At 70.2% G+C, this 20,294-nt stretch carries 16 protein-coding genes and 1 pseudogene; 9 read left to right on the forward strand and 8 right to left on the reverse strand.

From position 1 onward, the window contains the following. Positions 1–53: 53 nt before the first annotated feature. Positions 54–806 (reverse strand): annotated as a pseudogene (locus ACVN90_RS01470) (hypothetical protein); the annotation flags it as partial. A gap of 275 nt (positions 807–1,081) precedes the next feature. Between ACVN90_RS01470 and ACVN90_RS01475 the strand changes: the two are divergent. Continuing rightward, positions 1,082–2,752: a DEAD/DEAH box helicase gene (locus ACVN90_RS01475; RefSeq protein WP_475100397.1), complete on the forward strand. Its 1,671-nt coding sequence runs from the start codon at positions 1,082–1,084 to the stop codon at positions 2,750–2,752. 11 nt (positions 2,753–2,763) lie between these two features. Here the strand turns inward: ACVN90_RS01475 and ACVN90_RS01480 are convergent, their stop codons facing one another. Continuing rightward, on the reverse strand, positions 2,764–4,041 hold the full coding sequence (locus tag ACVN90_RS01480) for a glycosyltransferase (RefSeq protein WP_475100398.1): 1,278 nt from the start codon (positions 4,039–4,041) through the stop codon (positions 2,764–2,766). Positions 4,042–4,211: 170 nt separating this feature from the next. Beyond that, complete coding sequence (locus ACVN90_RS01485) at positions 4,212–4,874, reverse strand: TetR/AcrR family transcriptional regulator (protein WP_475100399.1); 663 nt, start codon at positions 4,872–4,874, stop codon at positions 4,212–4,214. 70 nt (positions 4,875–4,944) lie between these two features. On the opposite strand from ACVN90_RS01485, the gene ACVN90_RS01490 reads away from it, so the two are divergent. Continuing rightward, complete coding sequence (locus tag ACVN90_RS01490) at positions 4,945–5,862, forward strand: alpha/beta fold hydrolase (RefSeq protein ID WP_475100400.1); 918 nt, start codon at positions 4,945–4,947, stop codon at positions 5,860–5,862. 6 nt (positions 5,863–5,868) lie between these two features. Here ACVN90_RS01490 and ACVN90_RS01495 read toward each other — a convergent pair whose 3' ends face one another. After that, entirely contained in the window at positions 5,869–6,999 is a 1,131-nt protein-coding gene (locus tag ACVN90_RS01495) for an Rv2578c family radical SAM protein (protein ID WP_475100401.1), read from the reverse strand. Between the two features lie 121 nt (positions 7,000–7,120). Between ACVN90_RS01495 and ACVN90_RS01500 the strand changes: the two genes are divergently transcribed. The 7 genes from ACVN90_RS01500 (at position 7,121) to ACVN90_RS01530 (ending at position 16,080) form a co-directional block, all read left to right on the forward strand. Further along, positions 7,121–8,479, forward strand: a complete 1,359-nt coding sequence (locus tag ACVN90_RS01500; protein WP_475100403.1) for a M15 family metallopeptidase — start codon at positions 7,121–7,123, stop codon at positions 8,477–8,479. A gap of 147 nt (positions 8,480–8,626) precedes the next feature. After that, the gene (locus ACVN90_RS01505) at positions 8,627–9,790 is read left to right on the forward strand and encodes an acyl-CoA dehydrogenase family protein (RefSeq protein WP_475100405.1); all 1,164 of its coding nucleotides are present in this window, start codon (positions 8,627–8,629) and stop codon (positions 9,788–9,790) included. Positions 9,791–9,916: 126 nt separating this feature from the next. After that, positions 9,917–10,918, forward strand: coding sequence for a LacI family DNA-binding transcriptional regulator (locus tag ACVN90_RS01510; RefSeq protein WP_475100406.1), 1,002 nt, complete (start codon positions 9,917–9,919; stop codon positions 10,916–10,918). 116 nt (positions 10,919–11,034) lie between these two features. After that, positions 11,035–12,909 carry a glycoside hydrolase family 127 protein gene (locus ACVN90_RS01515; RefSeq protein ID WP_475100407.1) on the forward strand — a complete coding sequence of 625 codons (1,875 nt, stop codon included), beginning with the start codon at positions 11,035–11,037 and terminating at the stop codon, positions 12,907–12,909. A gap of 54 nt (positions 12,910–12,963) precedes the next feature. Then, positions 12,964–14,259 carry an ABC transporter substrate-binding protein gene (locus tag ACVN90_RS01520; protein WP_475100409.1) on the forward strand — a complete coding sequence of 432 codons (1,296 nt, stop codon included), beginning with the start codon at positions 12,964–12,966 and terminating at the stop codon, positions 14,257–14,259. Between the two features lie 55 nt (positions 14,260–14,314). After that, positions 14,315–15,238 carry a carbohydrate ABC transporter permease gene (locus ACVN90_RS01525; protein WP_475100410.1) on the forward strand — a complete coding sequence of 308 codons (924 nt, stop codon included), beginning with the start codon at positions 14,315–14,317 and terminating at the stop codon, positions 15,236–15,238. Further along, on the forward strand, positions 15,235–16,080 hold the full coding sequence (locus ACVN90_RS01530) for a carbohydrate ABC transporter permease (protein WP_475100411.1): 846 nt from the start codon (positions 15,235–15,237) through the stop codon (positions 16,078–16,080). The genes ACVN90_RS01525 and ACVN90_RS01530 overlap by 4 nt, the downstream gene beginning before the upstream one ends. A gap of 12 nt (positions 16,081–16,092) precedes the next feature. On the opposite strand, the gene ACVN90_RS01535 is transcribed toward ACVN90_RS01530, so the two are convergent. The 4 genes from ACVN90_RS01535 to ACVN90_RS01550 are packed head-to-tail and all read right to left on the reverse strand — an operon-like array spanning position 16,093 to position 20,293. Then, positions 16,093–16,716, reverse strand: coding sequence for an ECF transporter S component (locus ACVN90_RS01535; protein WP_475100412.1), 624 nt, complete (start codon positions 16,714–16,716; stop codon positions 16,093–16,095). After that, positions 16,713–17,585 carry a siderophore-interacting protein gene (locus tag ACVN90_RS01540; protein WP_475100413.1) on the reverse strand — a complete coding sequence of 291 codons (873 nt, stop codon included), beginning with the start codon at positions 17,583–17,585 and terminating at the stop codon, positions 16,713–16,715. Before ACVN90_RS01540 ends, ACVN90_RS01535 begins: the two co-directional genes overlap by 4 nt. A 24-nt stretch (positions 17,586–17,609) precedes the next feature. Further along, entirely contained in the window at positions 17,610–18,458 is an 849-nt protein-coding gene (locus ACVN90_RS01545) for an energy-coupling factor transporter transmembrane component T (protein WP_475100414.1), read from the reverse strand. Next, positions 18,455–20,293 carry an ABC transporter ATP-binding protein gene (locus ACVN90_RS01550; protein WP_475100416.1) on the reverse strand — a complete coding sequence of 613 codons (1,839 nt, stop codon included), beginning with the start codon at positions 20,291–20,293 and terminating at the stop codon, positions 18,455–18,457. Before ACVN90_RS01550 ends, ACVN90_RS01545 begins: the two co-directional genes overlap by 4 nt. Between the last annotated feature and the right edge of the window lies 1 nt (position 20,294).

The following is a 20,294-nucleotide window of genomic DNA, read 5'->3' on the forward strand; positions in this document are numbered from 1 at the left end:
AGCCAGATGCCCATCGTGACGAACGCGACGAACTCGAAGAGGGCGAGGGTGATGAACCCGGCGGTGAGCACGCCCATGCCCGTGGCGAGCAGGGCGACGCAGAGCACGGTGATCCGGCGGAACCGACGGCTGCGACCGGGAATCGCAAGTCCCGTCGCGACCGTCGAGAGGAACGACAGACCCAGTGCGGTGGCGATGAGGTCGTGGCCGATCGGGCTCACCGGGATCGGCACGAGCCCGACGCCGGTGAGGAACAGGCCCGCGGACACGATCGATCCGCGGAACGCACGTGAGGCACGACGACGGATGCCGTCGGGCAGCGCCACCGCGATCAGCACGCCGTACACCGCGAGGAAGAAGCCGGAGAAGATCGTGATGCTGTTGAACGTGCGGCCCGAGAAGTCGGTGTGGGTGCCGAGCTGAGAGAAGTGCAGCTGCCACCACGTCGCGTCGTGCGTGGTGAGGATCGCGAGTGCCACGCCGACCGGAAGGGACAGCACGGCGAGACGCCCGATGCGGTGGGCGATGTCGGCGGGGTCGGCCTTGACGGTGGCAGGCTCGGCCGGAATCGTCGCGACGGTGGTGGTCGTGACGGTGGTGGCTGTGGAGGTGGCCGCGACGGCGGTGGTCGTCGTCGCGGAAAGGGATTCTGAGCCCGTGGTGCTGCTCGTCGCGGCATGCGAGAGCATCCGCGCCAGGGCGTTTTCGGGGTCGACGCGGGTGAGCGTCGACGCGCTGACGTCGGCCGTCGCGCGCAACGGCGAGACGGTGACCGGTGGAGCGTCGGAAAGGGTCGTGGGAGGCATTCGACTCACGATCGGTTCTGCACGGCGTGCCCGAAGCCGGACATCCCCCCAAAGAACCCCCGGTCCGGGGCCCGTTGGTCAAGACGGTAAATCCCCAGTTCAGCGGCGAACCGCTTACCGAAACTGTATCCCGCTGAGCCGGGAAAGCGCTGGTCGGTGGTATACGGGGACTCCGCGGCGTACGCATCTCGCCGGGTACGCTGGACACGCCGGTTCACGCGCCGCGCCGCGCGGACGGCGAGCGGGTGCCGCTGACCCGCACCTGGAGGAGCCGGATGCCCAAGAACAAGAAGCCCGGCGGAGGCCGCGCGGCGAAGAACTTCGATCCCCGGTACAACCCGAAGTACCGTGCGGCGAGCGAGGGTCGCGACGGTCAGGACGGCAAGCGCCGACCCGGCGATTCCTCGGCAGGAAAGCCCGGGAGCCGCAGCGCCGGGCACCGCGGACACCGCCCGGAATCGACGGATGCTGCGGCCCCGAAGCGCCGCTGGACCGAGCAGGAGCGCGCGGGCCGGGACGAGGCGCGGGCGATCCGGACGCATTCGCGGGACGATCGCGGGCGACCGGGACGAGAACGCGACGACCACCGTGACTCGGGGCGTGGCGATGCGCCGCGCCGGGAATTCGAGCCGCGCCGGGACTCGGGTGCGCGCCGGGACGCGGCTCCACGACGGGACGCCGCGCCGCGCCGGGATGCCGGTCCGCGACGGGACGAGCCGGTCCGCCGCGATGTGGTGCACCAGCGGTTCCGGGCCGACGCGGTCGCGCCCGCCGAGGTCGAAGGTGCGACCTTCGCCGATCTCGGCCTCGGCCAGAACATCGTCAAGACGATCGCGGAGCTGGGGGCGCAGCATCCGTTCCCCATCCAGGCGGCGACGATCCCCGCGATCCTCGACGGTCGCGACGTCCTCGCGCGTGGCCGCACCGGATCGGGCAAGACCATCGCGTTCGGGGCACCGCTCGTCGAGAGCGTCCTGCGGTCGCAGGCGGGGCAGAAGCGCGAGTTCGCGCGTCCGCCGCGAGCGCTGATCCTCGCGCCGACGCGGGAGCTCGCACTGCAGATCGACGCGACGATCCAGCCGATCGCCCGCAGCGTCGGCCTCTTCACGACGCAGATCTATGGCGGCGTGCCGAAGGCGCGGCAGCTCGGCGCGCTGAAGAAGGGCATCGACATCGTCATCGGCACGCCGGGGCGTATCGAAGACCTCGTCGAGTCCCGGGCGCTCGACCTCTCGCAGGTGCGCATCGCCGTGCTCGACGAGGCCGATCACATGTGCGAGCTGGGCTTCCTCGAGCCGGTGCAGCGCATCATGCGCCGCACGCCCCGCGACGCCCAGCGCCTGCTGTTCTCGGCGACGCTCGACGGCGAGGTGTCGTCTCTTGTCGGCGAGTTCCTCAGCGAGCCGGCCGTGTACGAGGTGGCCGGCGAGACCCAGCACACCGGCACGATCGACCATCGTGTGCTCGTGGTCGACCACCGCGACAAGCGCGACATCCTGCGCTCGCTCGTCGACCGTTCGGGGAAGACACTGGTGTTCACGCGCACGCGGGCGTTCGCCGAGATGCTCGCCGAGCAGTTCGACGAGGTCGGCATCCGCGCGCTGGCGCTGCACGGCGACCTCGATCAGGCCCGCCGCACGCGCAACCTCGAGAAGCTCACGTCGGGTCGCATCGACGTGCTCGTGGCGACGGATGTCGCGGCCCGCGGCATCCATGTCGACGACATCGATCTGGTGGTCCAGGCCGACGCGCCCGACGAGTACAAGACGTATCTGCACCGCTCCGGTCGCACGGGCCGCGCCGGGCGCTCGGGAACCGTCGTCACGCTGGTGACGCGTGCGCGGCGCGAGCGCCTTGCCGACCTGCTCGAGCGCGCCGACATCGAGGCGCCGTTCGACGACGTGCGCCCCGGCGACGACCTGCTGGAAGAGCTCGCCGGGCGCTGACGTCACGTCGCTCACCGCCCCGACCGGGCCGCGAACCTTTCGAGCAGTTCGGCGGCGCGCGGCGCTCCCCCGAGAGAGCCGAGCTCGGCGGCCACGCGGGTGGCAGCATCCGTCATCGTCCTGTCGGTCGACGCGCGGTCGAAACCCTGGGCGACCTGGGCTGCGGTGGGCGTGCCGGTGCGGAGGTCGACGCCGGCGCCCGCCCACGCGACTCGGGCTGCGATCTCGGGCTTGTCGAGGTCGCCGCCGGCGATGACGAGCGGGATCGCGTGGCTGAGCGCGGCGAGTGTGCCACCCCAGCCGCCGTTGGTGATGACGACGGCGGTGCGGGGGAGGAGGGCGTCATAGGGGAGGAACCCCGCGATGCGCGCGTTCGCCGGGACGGAAAACGGCAGCTCGTCGCGGGCGCGCACGCCCGTCGACACGACGACCAGCACGTCCCGCTCGGCGAGGGCCTCGAGAGCGGGGCGGATGAGATCGGTGGGGTCGATGTTCTGCGTGCCCTGCGTGACGTGCACGACGGTGCGGCCGTCGAGGTCGCCCCACCATTCCGGGAGGGCGGGCGGCGTGGCGGGCGGCGCGGCGAGGATGCCGATGAAGTCGAGGTACACGGGGCGATCGGTGCGGGCGAAGTCGAGCGCGGGCGATCCGCTGGCGAGGATGCGCTGGGGGGACAGCACGGTCTGCTCGAACGTGAGCGGGTCGGGCGGCAGGCCGACCGCGATCCGCGCGCGCACGATCGGCTTGGTCAGCGGCCGCATCGCGAGCGGCGCGATGCCTCGGAGCGCAGCATCCCGTGTCTTCGTGAAGGGATTGCCGCCCGGCGTGAGTCCCATGCCGCTCGGCGGCCCTTGCCGGCTTGTGAGGTGGAGCGGCAGCACGGCCACGGTCGCCCGCGGGCAGCCCGACCAGTCGGCGAAGAGGGCCGCGCCGACGGAGGTGTCGTCGGTGACGAGCGCGTCCCACGGCTCGCGATCCCACTCGGCCTGCAGGTCGGCGACCTGCGCCGCAGCGGTGTTGATCATGACGTCTTCGAGGTTCACGAAGACCTGCCTGAGGCCCTTGCGGCCCTCGAGTCGCGGGAACGTCGCGCGCAGATCGTTCTCGTCGAAGTCGGGGGCCTCGCGCCACGGCACGTGCACGGCTCCGGATGCCTCGATCCCCGTGCGGAATGCGCTTCCGGTGTAGAAGCGCACGCCGTGACCGCGGGCGACGAGCTCCTGCGCGACCGCCCGCAGCGGTGTGACATGCCCAGTGAAGGGCATGGCCGTCACCAGGAATCGGGCCATTGGGACATCGTGTCGCAAGCGGACGAGACGCACCAGGGGTCTGGTGCGTGCAGCAGCGTGCGTCGCCGAGCCAGGGGATTTCGGTCGAGACCGGGGACCTCGCTCCCTGTTTCGGCGGGAATCCCCTGCTTCGGCGGCCGATGGGGCCCACGTCGACGCCTCGGCGCTGGTCAGGCGGCGGGCTCGGCGCCGATCGACTCGATGAGTTCGGGGTCGCCGCCGAATGACGTGAGGCGCGCGCGGAGCGCGACCTCGGCGCGGCGGTAGGGCTCCTCACTCGTGTGAAGCAGCGAGCGGGTGTTCGCCGCCTCGAGGAACGACACCATCTCGAACGTGAGCTGGCGCGCGTCATCGAGGAGGGGCAGCTCCCCCGCGGCCATCGCGTACTCGATGCTCACGGTGAGGTAGTCCTCCCACTCGCTCGAGGCGGCGACGATCGCGTCGCGGACGACGCCCGGCTTCGCGTCGAACTCGACGGAGGTCGCGGCGAAGAAGCACCCGCCGCGGAAGACGCGATCGCGCGAGTAGGCCAGCCAGTCTCCGAGCAGCGTGCACACGCGGACGAGACCGCGGGGCGTTCGCGCGCGGGCCGGCGCGACGACGCGGTCGATGAAGACCTCACGGGCAGCGGCCACGACGGCGAGCTGCAGTTGCTCCTTCGAGCCGAAGAGCGTGGCGATGCCGCTCTTGCTGTGCCCCGAGGCATCCGCCAGTCGGCCGATCGTGAGGCCGTCGAGGCCATCCACCGTCGCGGTGTCCACTGCGTGCGAGAGCACGGCACGGCGTGACTCGTCGCCTCGCAGGCGGCGTCGATCGATCGGGGCTTGTGTCACACCCCGAGATTACCGTACGATCGTTCGTGTTCATAAGTACGATCGTTCGTATTCTTCTGATCGGAGCACCATGAATCTCGCACTCGCTGCTGCAAGCACCTCCGTTCGTGCTGCGGCCGTCCTCTCGCCCCGGTGGGGAGCCGCCGTGGCCATGCCGCTCTTCGGTTACGTCGCGAAGCCGCGACCGGTGCACGCCGATGACCAGCCCACGATGCTGCGGGCGCGACTCCGCACGGTGCGCATCCCAGGGATCGACCGGCGCGGCGTCGACGTCGACACCTACGAGTGGGGCGACGGCGCCCGCACGGTCGTGCTGTCGCACGGCTGGAACGGCCGCGCCAGCCAGTTCTCGGTGCTCGTGCGCGAGCTCGTCGCCGAGGGGTATCGGGTGGTGTCGTTCGACGCGCCCGCTCACGGCGGCTCGGGCGGTCGGCGCACGTATCTCGTCGACTGGCTCGCCGTGTTCGCCGCGCTGCAGGAGCGCCACGGCGCGTTCGAGGCGATGGTCGGCCACTCGTTCGGCGGGCTCGCGACCCTCGTCGGCGTCGCCGGCGGCATCGACTCCACGCGCGTCGTGACCATCGCCGCGCCCGCCGACGCCGACCTGCTGCTGACCCAGTTCCAGGGCATGCTCGGATACCCCGATGCCGTCGCGGCGAGCATGCGCGACCTCTTCGCTACCCGTTACTTCCCCGGAGAGCCCGACCCGTTCGACTGGCTGTCGACGGTGCGGCGCCCGCTTCCGGCCGGAGTGCCGGTCCTCGTCGCCCACGACCGCGGCGACCGCGTGGTGCCGTTCGGCGAGTCGGGGCGGATCGTCGCCGCGAATCCGGGGTCGGAGCTGCTCGCGACCAGGGGCCTCGGGCACAACCGCATCCTCACCGACGACGCCGTGCTCGACGCCGTGCTGGAGCACGTCGGCACCCCACTCGCGGCGGCCGCACCGGTCGAGGTCGAGGAGTTCAGCGCGGTTGCGGTCGCCGCATAGCGCGACTTAGAAGAGCCGTGCGGATGCCTCGGCGCCAGGCTGCGACCGGGATGAGGACGCCGCTCGCAACGACGTCGCGGTGGCGCGCCCAAGCGAGGTCGTGATGATCGGCGGCGCGCTGCGCGCATCGGCTCGATCGGCGAGACCCGCCACGGGCGTGCCGCGCGGATTCTCCTCCTCGGCGTGTCCGTCGAGGCCATGGACGCGCAGCAGTGGACGCACCCGCTTCGCGAGCCACGAACGGTAGGCCTTCGGAGCGTACGCCGTCGCACCGGGATAGAGCCCCCGATACGACGACACCAACTCGGGGTGCCGCTCGGCGATCCACTCGAGGAACCACTGCTTCGCGCCCGGACGGAGGTGCAGGGCGCCGTACACGACGCGCACGGCGCCGGCCTCCTTGATGCGCGAGAGCGCGTGGTCGATCGCCGCGATCGAGTCCGTCAGGTGCGGGATGATCGGCATCAAGAAGACCGTGACGCGGAAGCCCGCCTCGGTCGCGGCGCGTACGGTCTCGAGGCGCGCGGTCGCATTGGGTGTGCCGGGTTCGGTGAGGTGCTGCAGCTCGTCGTCGAACACCGCGATCGACATCGCAAGCGTCACGTGCACGTGGTCGGCGGCATCCTTCAGCAGCGGCAGGTCCCTCCGCAGCAGCGTGCCCTTCGTGAGGATCGAGAACGGCGTGCCCGACTCGGTCAGGGCCGACACGATCCCCGGCATCAGCTTGTAACGCCCTTCTGCCCGCTGGTACGGATCGGTGTTCGTGCCGAGCATGACCGGCTCGTGCCGCCAGCTGCCCCGGCGCAGCTCCTTCTCGAGCACCTCGGCGACGTTCACCTTCACCACGACCTGCGTGTCGAAGTCCCGCCCCGCATCGAGCTCGAGGTACTCGTGGGTGCCTCGGGCGAAGCAATAAACGCATGCATGACTGCAGCCCCGGTAAGGGTTCACTGTCCAGTCGAAGGGCATCGCCGAGGCGCTCGGCACGTGGTTGAGGGCGGACTTGCAGAGCACCTCGTGGAACGTGACGCCGGCGAACTCGGGGGTCGTCACCGAGCGCACCAGACCGTTGAGCTGTTCGAGGCCAGGCAGGGCTGCAGCATCCGCCACTCCCAGTTCCTGCCCCTGCCATCGCATGCATCCATGAGAACAAAACTTCGAACTTAAGTCAAGCTTCCCGGGACCGTGTCTAGAACATCGACGATATGGATGCCGCGTGCCTGGCCAAAACGGGCCGTCACGGGTCAGAATGGCAGACGTGACGGAGCCTGGCCGGCTCGCTACCCCCCGAGCCGCCCCCGAGACTCGTCGCGCCGCCCGAGCGATGCGCGAGGAGGCTGAGAGGCGTGCCCGCGCGGCGGAGGCCGCCCCCGACGCCGTCGCCCGGGCGGTCGATCCCGTCGACGCTTCTCCTGTCGACGACCTCTTGGCGTTCGAGCTGCCCAGCGACGACTTCGCGCCGGGGTCGATCGCAGCGGGCGCGCCGTCCACGCTGCCGCTCGAGCTCCGGCCGACCGGTGCCGCTCCGCAGCGGAGCGACTCGACGCCGCACCGCGTGCCCGAAGCGCGGGTCCGCGGGCGCCGCCGTGCGGTCCGCTCGCCCCGACCCGTCGTCAGCGAACGCAGGGCGGCGCGCGCCGACGGGCTGCTCGACGTCGACGAGGGCGCGCAGCCCGTCCGCCACGCGCGACCACGCCGGCTGACCAAGCGGCTCATCATGGTGGCGGGGCTCGCCACCGGCGCCGCGCTGCTGCTCGGATCGGCGGCGATGACCGCGATGATGCTCCCTTCCGAGCCGCAGGCCGCCCGCGCCGACGCCGCGGTGACGATGACGGCGGAACTGCCCGAGGTCGAGCAGCTCCCCGTCCCTCAGGTCGAGGAATCCCCACCCGCGGCGGACGTCTGCGCCCTCCCCGACGTCGCCGCCGCTGTGCAGCGCGGCGACGACGAAGCCGCGATCGTCGCGGCCGGCGGCGGTGAGGCGTTCCGCACCGCCGTGGTCGAGGGGCGTGCCCCCTGCGTGGACCTCGGCGACTCGGCCCGCGTCTGGACCGTCATGGACAAGATCCGTCCGGCCAACCCGATCGACTACCGCCCCAGCGCTCTCGTGCTCCCCGACGGGGTGCGCAACATCGAGGGCGGCACACTGCGGTCGGACGCAGCATCCGCTCTCGCCTCTCTCGTCACCGCTGCCCGCAACGCCGGAGTAGGCGAGATCGCGCTCGAGAGCGGGTTCCGGTCGTACCAGACCCAGCAGACGACGTACGGGCGCCACTTCGCGGAGAAGGGCGATCGTGCCGACCAGGTCAGCGCGCGGCCCGGATACAGCGAGCACCAGCTCGGCCTCAGCGCCGACGTCGTCGCGTGTGCCGGCGCGTGCGGCACGCTCGATCAGATCGCGGGAACTCCGCAGGGTCAGTTCGTCGCCGAGCACGCGTGGGAGCACGGCTGGATCGTCCGCTACACCGACGGAGCCACGCCCGTGACCGGTTACCTCCCCGAGCCGTGGCACCTCCGCTACATCGGGCCCGAGCTCGCGAAGGCCTACCACGACGGCGGATGGACCTCCCTCGAGGAGTTCTTCGCCCTCGACCCTGCCCCCGACTACCTCGGCTGACGTCGGGCGTCGGCACTACTCTTGCGGATCACGGATGCCGCGCGGTCGAAGCATCCGTCATGGCTGAAACTGAGTACCATTGAAGGTGAGATGCAATTCCACCGGGGCCGCATCTCCCCAGACTCGAAGACGAGAGGAAGGCGCATCATGGAGCGCGAGATCTACGACGAGGACCACGAGGCGTTCCGCGACGTCGTCAAGGAGTTCGTCAAGCGCTACGCGTCGGACGAGAAGCGCAAGCAGTGGGACGCCGCCGGCGAGATCGACCGCCCGACCATGCTCGCCGCGGGCGAGGCCGGCATCATCGGCCTGTCGGTGCCCGAGGAGTTCGGTGGCGCGGGCATGCTGCAGGACTACCGCTTCCGCTCGATCGTGCTCGAAGAGACGATCGGCGCCGGCCTCGGCTCGCTCGCCGGTGCCCTCGGCATCCAGGACGACCTCGCCGTGCCGTACATCGTGCACATGGGCACGCAGGAGCAGAAGGAGAAGTGGCTCCCCGGCATGGCGACCGGCGAGATCCTCGGCGCCCTCGCGATGACCGAGCCCGGCGCGGGCAGCGACCTGCGCGGCATCAAGACCACCGCCAAGCGGGTCGAAGGCGGCTACATCGTCAACGGCGCGAAGACGTTCATCTCGTCGGGCAAGACCGCCGACATGGTCGTGACGTTCGTGAAGACCGGCGAGGGCAACCGCCCCGACGCGTTCAGCCTGCTGATCCTCGAGGACGGCATGCAGGGCTTCGACCACGGCAAGAAGCTCGAGAAGATGGGCTTCCACGGCTGGGACACCGCCGAGTTGTCGTTCAGCGACGTCTTCGTGCCCGAGGAGAACCTCATCGGCGGCAAGGAAGGCCTCGGCTTCATCCAGCTCATGATGAACCTGCCGCTCGAGCGCCTGTCGATCGGTGTCGCCGCGGCCGCGGCCGGTGAGGCGGCGTTCGCGTGGACCCGCGACTACGTGCTGAGCCGCGAGGCGTTCGGCGAGCGCATCGCGGACTTCCAGAACACCCGCTTCAAGCTCGCCGACATGGCCACGACCGTCGACGTGATGTGGGCATATGTCGACCGCGCGATGATGCTCTACAAGGACGAGAAGCTCACCGCCGAAGAGGCCGCGAAGGTCAAGTTCTGGACGACCGACCGCGAGGCCGAGCTCCTCGACGTCGGCGTGCAGCTGCACGGCGGCTACGGCTACATCACCGAGTACCCGATCGCCCGCGCCTACCTCGACGCCCGCGTGCACCGCATCTACGGCGGCACCAACGAGATCATGCGCGACCTCGTCTCGCGCCAGATCGTGGGCAAGCGCTGACGCGGTCTCGATAACGGATGCCGCGACCCCGCGCCTTCTCGAAGGCGACGGGTCGCGGCATCCGTCTTTCCTGGCTGCCCTTGCCGGTGATGCTATGAATGAGTGCGCGAGCGGCAGGAGGCTTCGATGGGTGCACCGACGATGGCGGACGTCGCGCGCTTGGCCGGAGTGTCGAAGAAGACCATCTCCAACTACTTCAACGGCTATCCCTACATCCGGCCGGAGACCCGCGCGCGGATCGAAGCCGCCGTCAGTGAGCTCAACTACAAGCTGAACATCTCGGCTCGCAATCTGAGCTCGGGACGCACCGGAACGATCGCGCTCGCCATTCCCGAGATCGCGCACCCCTACTTCGCCGAATTGGCGCAGGCTGTCGTGTCCGCGGCGCAGCACCGCGGGCTCAATGTCGTGGTCGAGGTCACGGACGGGGATCACGACCGGGAGCTCGCCATCCTCCGCGGGGAGAACGGCAGGTTCTTCGACGGGCTGCTGTTCCATCCGATCGCGCTCGATGCGGACGACATCGAGTCGTCCACGCTGGATGTGCCGATGGTCCTGATCGGCGATCGGGTCCACGGCGGTCGCTTCGATTTCGTCACGGTCTCCAACGTCGAGGGCGCGTATGAGATGACCCGCCTGCTGCTGGACCGTGGGCGCAGCCGGATCGTGGCGCTCGGCATGGAGCGGTCCGAGCTGCCGACCGCCGCCGCGCTGCGGTTCGCCGGCTATTCCCAGGCGCTCGCGGAGGCCGGCGTGGCTCTCGCCGAGGACCTCCTGGTCGGCCCGATCCCGTGGAATCGCCTCTCGGGCGCTCACGCCATCGCGGCCGTGATCGACCGAGGCGTCGAGTTCGACGCGGTGTTCGGATTCAACGACTCGCTCGCGCTCGGCGCGCTGAACGAGCTGCAGCGACGAGGCCTCGACGTTCCCGGTGACGTCTCGGTCGCGGGCTTCGACGATGTCGAGGAGGCGGCTCTCGCATTCCCACCGCTGACGACCCTCGACTCGGGTCGGAACTGGATCGCCGAGAGTGCGGTCGCCCGCTTGGCCGAGCGGCTCACTTCGGCCGACCTCGCGCCCGAGGTGTTCGTCGCGGGGCACCGGGTGGTGCGCCGCAACTCGGTCTAGCGCCGCGTGCGCGGGATCGACCTGCTTCTCTTGCGCTTTTCGTACACCGGTGTACTATCGGTTCTCATCCACTTGTACACCGGTGTACTACCAGGCACCGCTCGATGAGGAGAATCATGGTCAGCCTCACCACCGCTCTCGCGGCTCCCTCCGTCCCCGCGCGTTCGACGGCACGACGCCCGCTCGATGTCCGTCGCGTACGGCTCGGCGGCGGATTCCTGGGTGACTGGCAGCGCGTCAACCGCGAGGGCACGATCCCGCATTGCATCGAGCGGCTCGAGTCCACCGGCGTCATCGACAACCTCCGCCGCCTCGTGGGCGAGAGCGACGCTCCGTTCCGCGGGCCGCTGTTCGCCGACTCCGACCTGTACAAGACCCTCGAGGCGATCGGCTGGGAGGCCGTCCGCGGCGATGTGACCGAGTTCCTGCCGTTCGTCGACGAGTCGGTGCGCCTGCTCGCCGCTGTGCAGGAGGCGGACGGCTACCTCGACAGCTTCTACCAGGGCCCGCACGCCGGCGAGCGGTTCACCGACCTGCCGCAGGGGCACGAGATGTACAAACTCGGTCACCTCATCCAGGCGGCGATCCCGTGGTCGTACGCCGGTCGCAGCGATGTGCTCGACGTCGCCCTCCGCTACGTCGAGCTCGTCCACGAGACGTTCGGCGAGGGCAGCCGCGACGACATCGACGGACACCCCCAGATCGAAACCGCGCTCGTCGAGCTCTCCCGTCTCACGGGCGACGGACGCCACCGCGAACTGGCCCGGCGCATGGTCGAGCTGCGCGGCCACCGCACCATCGGCGAGGGACAGTTCGGCGGTGCCTACTACCAGGACTACACGCCGGTCCGCGAGGCGCAGGAGGCGACCGGGCACGCGGTGCGCCAGCTCTACCTCCTGGCGGGAGTGACCGACCTCGAGCTCGACGACCCGGCCTCCGGGTACGCAGACGCCCTCTCGCGGCTGTGGAGCAGCGTGCACCACGAGAAGCAGTACGTCACCGGCGGACTCGGGTCGCGCCACCGCGGCGAGTCGTTCGGCGATCCCTACGAGCTCCCCGCGGACCGTGCCTACTCGGAGACCTGCGCGGCGATCGCCAATCTCCATTGGAACTGGCGGATGCTGCTGCTCGATGCCGACGGCCGGTACGCCGACGAGATCGAGCGGGGTCTGTACAACGCCATCGCCGTCTCGACATCCCTCGACGGCAAGGCCTATTTCTACTCGAACCCCTTGCAGCTGCGCAGCGGGCACACGCACGAGGAGGATGCGCCCTCCTCGCGGCTGGACTGGTACTTCTGCGCCTGCTGCCCGCCCAATCTCGCGCGACTGCTGTCGTCGCTGAACGCGTACCTCGTGACCGAGACCGAAGACGCGACGCAGTTCCACCTCTATGCGGCGGGCGAGTACGACATCGAGGACGGCGTCACGGCCACGATCGACACGGACTTCCCGTGGAGTTCGCACGTGCGGGTCGACTTCTCCGCTCCGACCACGCGGACGACGCAGTTCCGCGTTCCGGGCTGGGCCGTCCGCGCGACACTGTCGGTCGACGGCGAGATGTCTCGAGAAGTCGGCCCCGGCTATGCGGAGGTGCCGGCCGGCGCTCGCGTCGTCGAGATCGAGATCCCCGTCGAGCCCGTCTTCGAGAGGGCCCACCCCTGGGTCGACGGCGTGCGCGGAACGATCGCGCTGCGCCGCGGACCCGTCTACTACTGCCTCGAGCAGGCCGACCTGCCGGAGGGCGTACGCCTCGAGGATGTCGTGATCCCCGATGCTCCGGAGGCCGTCGAAACAGGAACCGACGAAGGGCTCCGGGCGGTGACCCTCGAGATCCCCGGCGGGCGGGTGCTCGGCTCGACCGCTCGCCTCTACTCGCCCGAGCTCGCCGGCCCCGACGCGGTCGATCTCGGCCCCGTGCGAGCGATTCCGTACTTCCGGTGGGCGAATCGCGCCCCCGGAGCCATGCGCGTCTGGATGCCCACCCACTGAAGCATCCGGCGCGGCCGGTTCGCCGGCCAGACCCCAACTAGAGAGGAACACGCAATGAGGCGTCACATCGGTTCGCTCATCGCGGTCACTGCCGTCACAGCACTCGGCGTCGGCCTGGCGGGCTGCGGCTCGGGCGCAGGCGGTGACGCCGGCGAGAGCGGCGGCACCGTCAAGCTCTGGGTCCGCGACTCCCAGTCCCGCTTCATCCAGCAGCTCGCCGACGCGTTCAACGAGACGCACGACACGCAGGTCGAGGTCACCCTCGTGCCCGCAGCGGACTTCGTGCAGAAGTTCGGCACGGCCGCCGCGGGGGGCGACGCACCCGACATCGCGTCCATCGATCTCGTGTACGTCCCGTACTTCGCGTCGGTGGGAGCGCTGACCGACATCTCGGAGCAGTGGAACGAGCTGCCCTACAAGGACGACATGAGCCCCGGCCACGTCGCACAGGGCGTCTACGAGGACGGCGTGTACTCGGTGCCGTTCACCGCCGACGTCTCGGCGATGTTCTACAACAAAGATCTGTTCACGGCTGCCGGCCTCGATCCCGAAGACCCGCCGAGCACAATGGCCGGGGTCCAGGCCGCATCGGAGACCCTCGCCGCGAACGGCGGCGACGGGAACTACGGCTTCGTCTTCTCGGGGGCGTGCGGCGGCTGCAACATCTTCACCGTCACGCCCTACATCTGGGCCAGCGGGGGTGACGTGCTCTCCGATGACGGCACCGAGGCGCTGCTGGACAGCCCCGAGGTCACAACGACCCTGCAGATGTACCGCGACATGTGGGACGGCGGAACCATGCCCGAGCTCGTCCAGTCGGACGGAGGCGCCAACGCCGGTGACGCGTTCAAAGCGGGCAAGGTCGGGATCATGAACTGGGGCACATTCTTCGTCGGCTCCCTGGAGGACGAGGCCGACGGTGCAGAGTTCGAATGGGGCGTCGCGCCCATCCCTGGCGAGGAAGAGGGCCAGATCGGCTCCTTCGCGGGCGGCGATAACCTCACTGTCCCGTCCGGTGCCACGAACCCCGAAGGTGCGTGGGAGTTCCTGCAGTGGGCGACGGATGCTGAGGCCCAGGGCATCATCGCCGACAACGGGGTGATGCCGACCCGGCTGGATCTGCTCGACACGATCTACATCCCGCAGGACTCGCGGTACCAGGTCTTCGCCGACGCCCTTGCGGTGGGCAAGGTGCCTTACAGCGTCGTCGAGAACGAGCTGTTCAACGACCCCAACGGAGTCTGGTCGACCATGATCCAGGAAGCCGTCTTCGGCTCCGGCACCGTCGAAGAGGCTCAGGCGAAAGCCCAGAAGGAAGCCCAGGCCATCCTCGACGAGGCGAACGGCTGAGACACCATCGAGGCGGGGCCGGACGACTGGCCCCGCCTGACCGGGAGTGAGTGAAATGACAGCACTTCAGCAAGCCGCTCCGCCCGCCCGCGTGCGCGGTGGACGGATCGCCCGTCGCCGGGGGATGCTCGGCCTGGTCCTGAGCCTGCCCGCGTTCGTCCTGCTCGGCGTCTTCTTCGTCTGGCCGCTCGTGCGCACGGTCACGATGTCGCTCAACGACTGGCCGCTCATGGGCACACCCGAGTTCGTGGGTTTCGAGAACTATGTGGACGCATTCAGCGACACCCAGTTCCTGAGGGCGGCCGGTTTCACACTGTTCTACACCGTGGTGATCACGCCGATCCTGCTCTCCCTCGCGTTCGGGCTGGCGTTCCTGGTTCGGCGGGGCACCCGCGCGCATCGGTTCTTCCAGACCGTGTACTTCCTCCCGGTCGTCATCGGCCTCGCCTCGGGCAGCTACATCTGGCTCTTCATGTGGCAGTCCGACATCGGACCCACGACGGTGCTGCTGGGGGATCTCGGCCTCGTCGACTCGACGAAGAACTTCTTCGCCGACTTCTGGTCCGCGTTCGCGATCGTCGTCGCGATGGTGACGTGGAAGGTCGTCGGCCTGCAGATGCTCCTCGTGCTCGCCGGCATCCAGGGCATCCCCGAAGAGGTGAACGAAGCCGCCCGCATCGATGGCGCGGGCGGGTGGCAGACCTTCTGGCACATCACGGTGCCGCTGCTGCGCCCGACTCTCGCCCTCGTGCTCGTCTTCTCGGTCGCAGGCTCGCTGCTCGCCTTCGACCAGTTCTACATCATGACCAACGGCGGACCCGCGGGCTCGACCATCACCGCGGTGTTCGAGATATACCGCTCCGGATTCGTGCAGTTCGACGTGGGTTACGCGTCCGCGCTCTCCATCCTCCTCATGCTCGCACTGGGAGTCGTCAGCCTCGGCCAGATGCTCCTCCTACGGAACTCGGATCACTCATGACCGCCACCCTCCCCGCGACGACGACGACGCTGCTGCCGGACGCCACGGAGGTTCCCCGTCGTGAACGCCTGATGCCGCGCGTCGCCTGGTGGATCGTGAGCATCTGCCTCGCCGTGCTCTTCCTGTACCCGATCGGCGTGATGCTCGCGCAGGTCGGACCCGATGACATCGCCCAGATCTTCGACGCGAGCCGTGGGCTCAGCGTGTGGCAGAGCGCGGGCAACTCCGCGTTCGTCGCCCTGCTCGCCACCGCCGTCACCGTGGTGGTCAGCACGCTCGCCGGCTACGCGTTCGCGAAGCTGCCCTACCCGGGAAGCAGGGTCGCGTTCTTCGTCACGCTGATCACGTTCATGGTTCCGTTCCAGGCGATCATCACGCCGCTCTACCTGGTGCTGCGGGACATCGGGCTGCAGAACAACCTCGTCGGACTTGCCCTGGTCCTCGCGACCTTCAACCTGCCGCTGAGCATCTTCCTGATGCGCAACTCGTTCGCCGCGGTCCCGGCGGCGCTCGAAGAGGCCGCGCAGATCGACGGGGCGACGCCGTTCGGTGCGATGTGGCGGGTAATGCTCCCGGTCGCAGTTCCCGGCCTCGTGTCGGCCGGGCTGCTCGCGTTCTTCGCGTCCTGGAACGAGTTCTTCGCCGCGCTGATCCTCATCACCGATCAGAACCTGTACACGCTGCCGGTGAGCATCGGCATCCTGTCCGTCGACTCGAACTTCGGCGTCAACTTCGGGCTCATGCAGACCGGGGTCGCGATCACGGTCGTCCCCTGCGTCATCGTCTACCTGCTGCTCCAGAAGTACTACGTGGCGGGCCTCCTCGGCGGGGCGCTCAAGTAGGACGGTCGGGCGTCAGTGCTGACCGGCGGGGCCTGCGCCGCGGCCGAGGCCGCGGGAAGCGAGGCCGCGGCGCCGCGCGAGCTTTGCGACGCCGGCCTTCCGGAGGCGGTCGGCCACGAGGATGCCCAGCGCGACGCCCGCGATGCAGCTCGCGATCGTGAGCGCGAAGAACGTGATGAGCGCCCACGGTTCCATCGCCCACAGGTTGAACGACGCGGCGGCGAGCACAGGGTAGATCGCGCCGACGAAGACGGCGCCGGCGTAGTACTGCCAGGTGCGCCACGATCGGTACAGGGTCACGAGGAACGCGAGCTCGGCGAAGAACGCCCACCAGATGGCCGCCCCGAGGAACGGGAACACGACGAGGCCAGAGATCACGCCGACGAGGATGCCGGCGAACGGGCGCTCGAGCAGGCGCAGCGCGACCGTCGCGGGCAGCAGCCAGAGCCCGGCGATCGCGACCGAGACGAAGGGCACGGTCGCGAAGAGCACGGTCGAGACCCAGCCGGCGCCCCACAGCATGACGCCGCCGGCGACGCCGATCGCGGCACAGGTCAGCAGGTACGCGGTGGTCACACGCCCGCGAGTGCTCCGCGGCGGGGTGGGGGCGGCGGGAGACTGTGCGGGGCCGCTCACGAGTGGGCCTCGGCGGTCGCGCGCTGAGACTTCGGGGCGGGCGACGCGGCGCCGACGCGCCAGTAGCCGGTGAAGCTCACCAGGTCCTTCGAGACGCCGCGCTCGCTGACCAGGTACCGGCGACCCTCGGTGGCGAGAGCCTGCTCGCCGACGACGTACGCGTGGAACGCAGCATCCGGAATCGAAGCCTCGCGGAGTGCCTGCAGCGCGAGGGTTCCGGGCTTCACGTCGTGCTCACGGACGATCCAGCGCACCGTGACGCCGGCAGGGCGTGGGAAGTCGAGTGCGTCTTCGGCCGAGGGCACCTCGACGATGGCGAGCCCGGCGGCGTGCGACGGCAGCGAGGCGCAGATGCCGGCGATCGCGGGGAGGCCGGTCTCGTCGGAGACCAGCACGACGTGGTCGGTGCCGCGGTCGGGGTTGAAGGTGAGGCCCTCGTCGATCACGACGACGCTCTCGCCGGCCTGGCAGGACTCGGCCCACCGCGAGGCCGGGCCGGCCGTGCCGTCGGCGGCGGAGCCGTGGATCACGAAGTCGACGTCGATCTCGGCCCCCGCGGTCTCGGTCGCGGGGCGGAACGCGCGCACGGTGTAGTTGCGCATCACCGGCCGCACGCCGTCGGGGATGCGGAGGTACTTGAGGTAGCCGAACATCTTGTTCGCCTTCGCGGGCAGGCGTTCCAGGCCCTCGTCGCCGCCGAGCGGCAGGAACAGACGGAACCACTGGTCGTAGCCCATCGCGTGGAAGCGGTCGATCTCGCCGCCCCCGAGCGTCACGCGCTTCCAGTGCGGCGACAGTCGCTCGGTGCGCAGCACCGTGAGGTGCACGAGACCCTGCGTCTCGGGCTTGACCAGTCGGGGGTGAGCCATGTCGGTGCTCCTTGTCGGGAGAGGTCAGAGACCCCAGGGGAAGAGGGCGGCGAACAGCGCGGCGGAGGCCGCCCAGAACGCGAGGACGAACACGGTGTCGCGCACGCGCCACGGCACGAGGTACCGCTCGGTGCGGTCGGGGTGGGCGCCGAAGGCGCGGGCGTCCATGGCCAGCGCGACGCGCTCGGCGTGGCGGATCGCGCCGGCCATGAGCGGCACGACGTACCCGAACCAGCGGGCGACCGCCGAGAACGGTCCGCGCCCGCCGTGGGCGCCGCGGACGCGGTGCGCCTGGCGGATGACGTCGAGCTCGTGGCCGAACCGCGGCACGAAGCGGAACGCCGCCAGCGCCGTGTACCCGATGCGGTACGGCACGCGCAGCTGCTGGACGGCGGCGCGCACGAGGTCGGGTCCGGTCGTCGACAGCCCCGCGATGAGCGTGAGGGCGAGGATCGCGGCGAGGCGCAGACCCGTGGCGAAACCCACCTCGAGCGCGCCGCCGTACATGGTCCAGCCGCCGATCTGCCACACGACGACGGACTGGTCGACGCGCGACGCGTCGGTCCAGAGCGCGAACCCGAAGCCGATCACGACCGCGCTGAGCGGCAGCGCCAGGAACAGGATGGCCGCGAGACGCCGCGTGAACGACACCCCCACCAGCAGCACGGCGTACGCGAGCGCGAGGAACGCGGCGGGGGTCGCAGCATCCCTCACGAACACGAGCAGCACCATCGCGGGCAACGGGGCGGCGAGCTTCGCGAGTGGGTTCATCCCGTACAGGAAACGGACGGTGGATGCCTCGACTCGCCGCGCGTACGGATCGAACGTCGAGTGCGCGGCCGTCGCCGCAGTGAGGGGTCCGGTGTCGGTCACGCGGCACCTCCCGTCGCGTGCGAGGCTCGAGTCGCTTCGGCGAGGTCGGCCAGGCGGGCGACGCGGGCGAGCTCCGGGTGGTTACGAACGCCCTGGAGTGCGCGGCGGAGCGGTGGTGGGCGCAGGCCCGCGCGGGCGATGAGCGCGTCGTCGGCGAAGAGGTCGGCGGTGGGGCCGTCGGCGAGCACGCGTCCGTCGGCGAGGACGACGGCGCGGTCGGCGTAGTCGGTGACGAGCTGCATGTCGTGCGTGACGACGACGATGGTGGTGCCCTCGGCGTTGAGCTCCGACAGGAGCGAGAGGAGTTCGTCGGCGCGGGCGCGGTCCTGGCCGAAGGTCGGCTCGTCGAGCACGAGCACCGGGGCGCCGGCCACGAGGGCGGTGCCGACCGAGAGGCGGCGCTTCTGCCCGCCCGACAGCAGGAACGGGTGGCTCTCGGCCTTCGCGGCGAGGCCGAAGCGGTCGAGCAGGGCCTCGGTGCGCACGCGGACCTCGTCATCGGAGAGGTGCTGGCGGCGCAGGCCGTGCGCGATCTCGTCGAACACGGTGTGCGCGATGAACTGGTGCTCGGGGTTCTGGAAGACGAACCCGATGCGCGAGCTGAGCGCGCGCGCATCGGTCCGACCGACGTCGAGCCCGTCGACGTGCACGGTGCCCTTCGGCGGCGAGACGACTCCGGCGAGGGCCTGGATGAGGCTGGTCTTTCCCGCACCGTTCGCACCGACCACCGCGACGAAGGCGCCGCGGGGGATGTCGAGGTCGACGCCGTGGAGCACCTCGGTGCGCCCGCGGCGCAACGTGAGGTTCCGCACCCGGATCAGCGGCGCCTGATCAGACCGCTCATACGCGGATCCGGATTTCGGAGATTCGTCGTGTTTCCCGAGCCCGCGGGCCGCAGCATCCGGAATCTGCACGAATGTCCGGATTCCGAATGCTGCGGGCGATGGAGGTGCCGCAATCCCGGCCGGGGTCGGCTCGGCGTCGAGCGCCGCGCGCAGCTCATCGGGAGTGAGAGGCAGCGGGTCGAGCCGGAAGCCGGCGCGGCGCAGCCGCAGGGCGGCGATCGTCGACACGGGCAGCCATACGCCCATCGCGTGCAGGTCCTCGGCGCGCTCCCGCAGCACGTGATCCACCGATCCGTCGGCGGCGAGGAATCCGTCGTGGTCGAGGACGACGACCCGGTCGACGAAGCCGACCGCGGCGTCGAGGTTGTGCTCGACGAGGAGGATCGCCCGGTCGCCGGCGGCGACGAGCTCGGCGAGGGCGGCGTAGACCTCCTCGATCCCGGCGGGGTCGAGGTTCGCGGTCGGCTCGTCGAGCACGAGGAGCGGGGATCCCACCGCGAGCGCGCAGGCGATCGCGAGCCGCTGGCGTCCGCCGCCCGACAGGCGGTCGGGGTTCTCCCGCCGGCGCTCCCACAGGCCCACCCGCCGGAGGGCCTCCTCGGCGCGGGCGAGCACTTCGGCCACCGGCATCCGCAGGTTCTCCGGTCCGAAGGCCACCTCATCGAGGAGCGTGCCGGTCACGAGCTGCGCGTCGGGATCCTGGAAGACCATCCCCACACGCGTGCTCAGCGCGGCGACGGGCGTCGCCTGCGTGTCGAGCCCGTCGACCTCGACCGACCCGGTGACGGTCGCCGGCACGGCCTGCGGCAGCAGCCCGTTCAATGCGAGGGTCAGCGTCGACTTGCCCGATCCGCTCGGTCCGAGCAGCAGCACGACCTCACCGGGAGCGATGTCGAACGACACGCATGCCGGCGCCGGGGTGGTCTCGCCGTCGTGGGTGATGCCGAGCTCGCGCACGCGCAGCAGCGGCACGGCAGAAGACACGGGCATC

It is taken from the genome of Microbacterium sp. F01, from assembly GCF_056156365.1.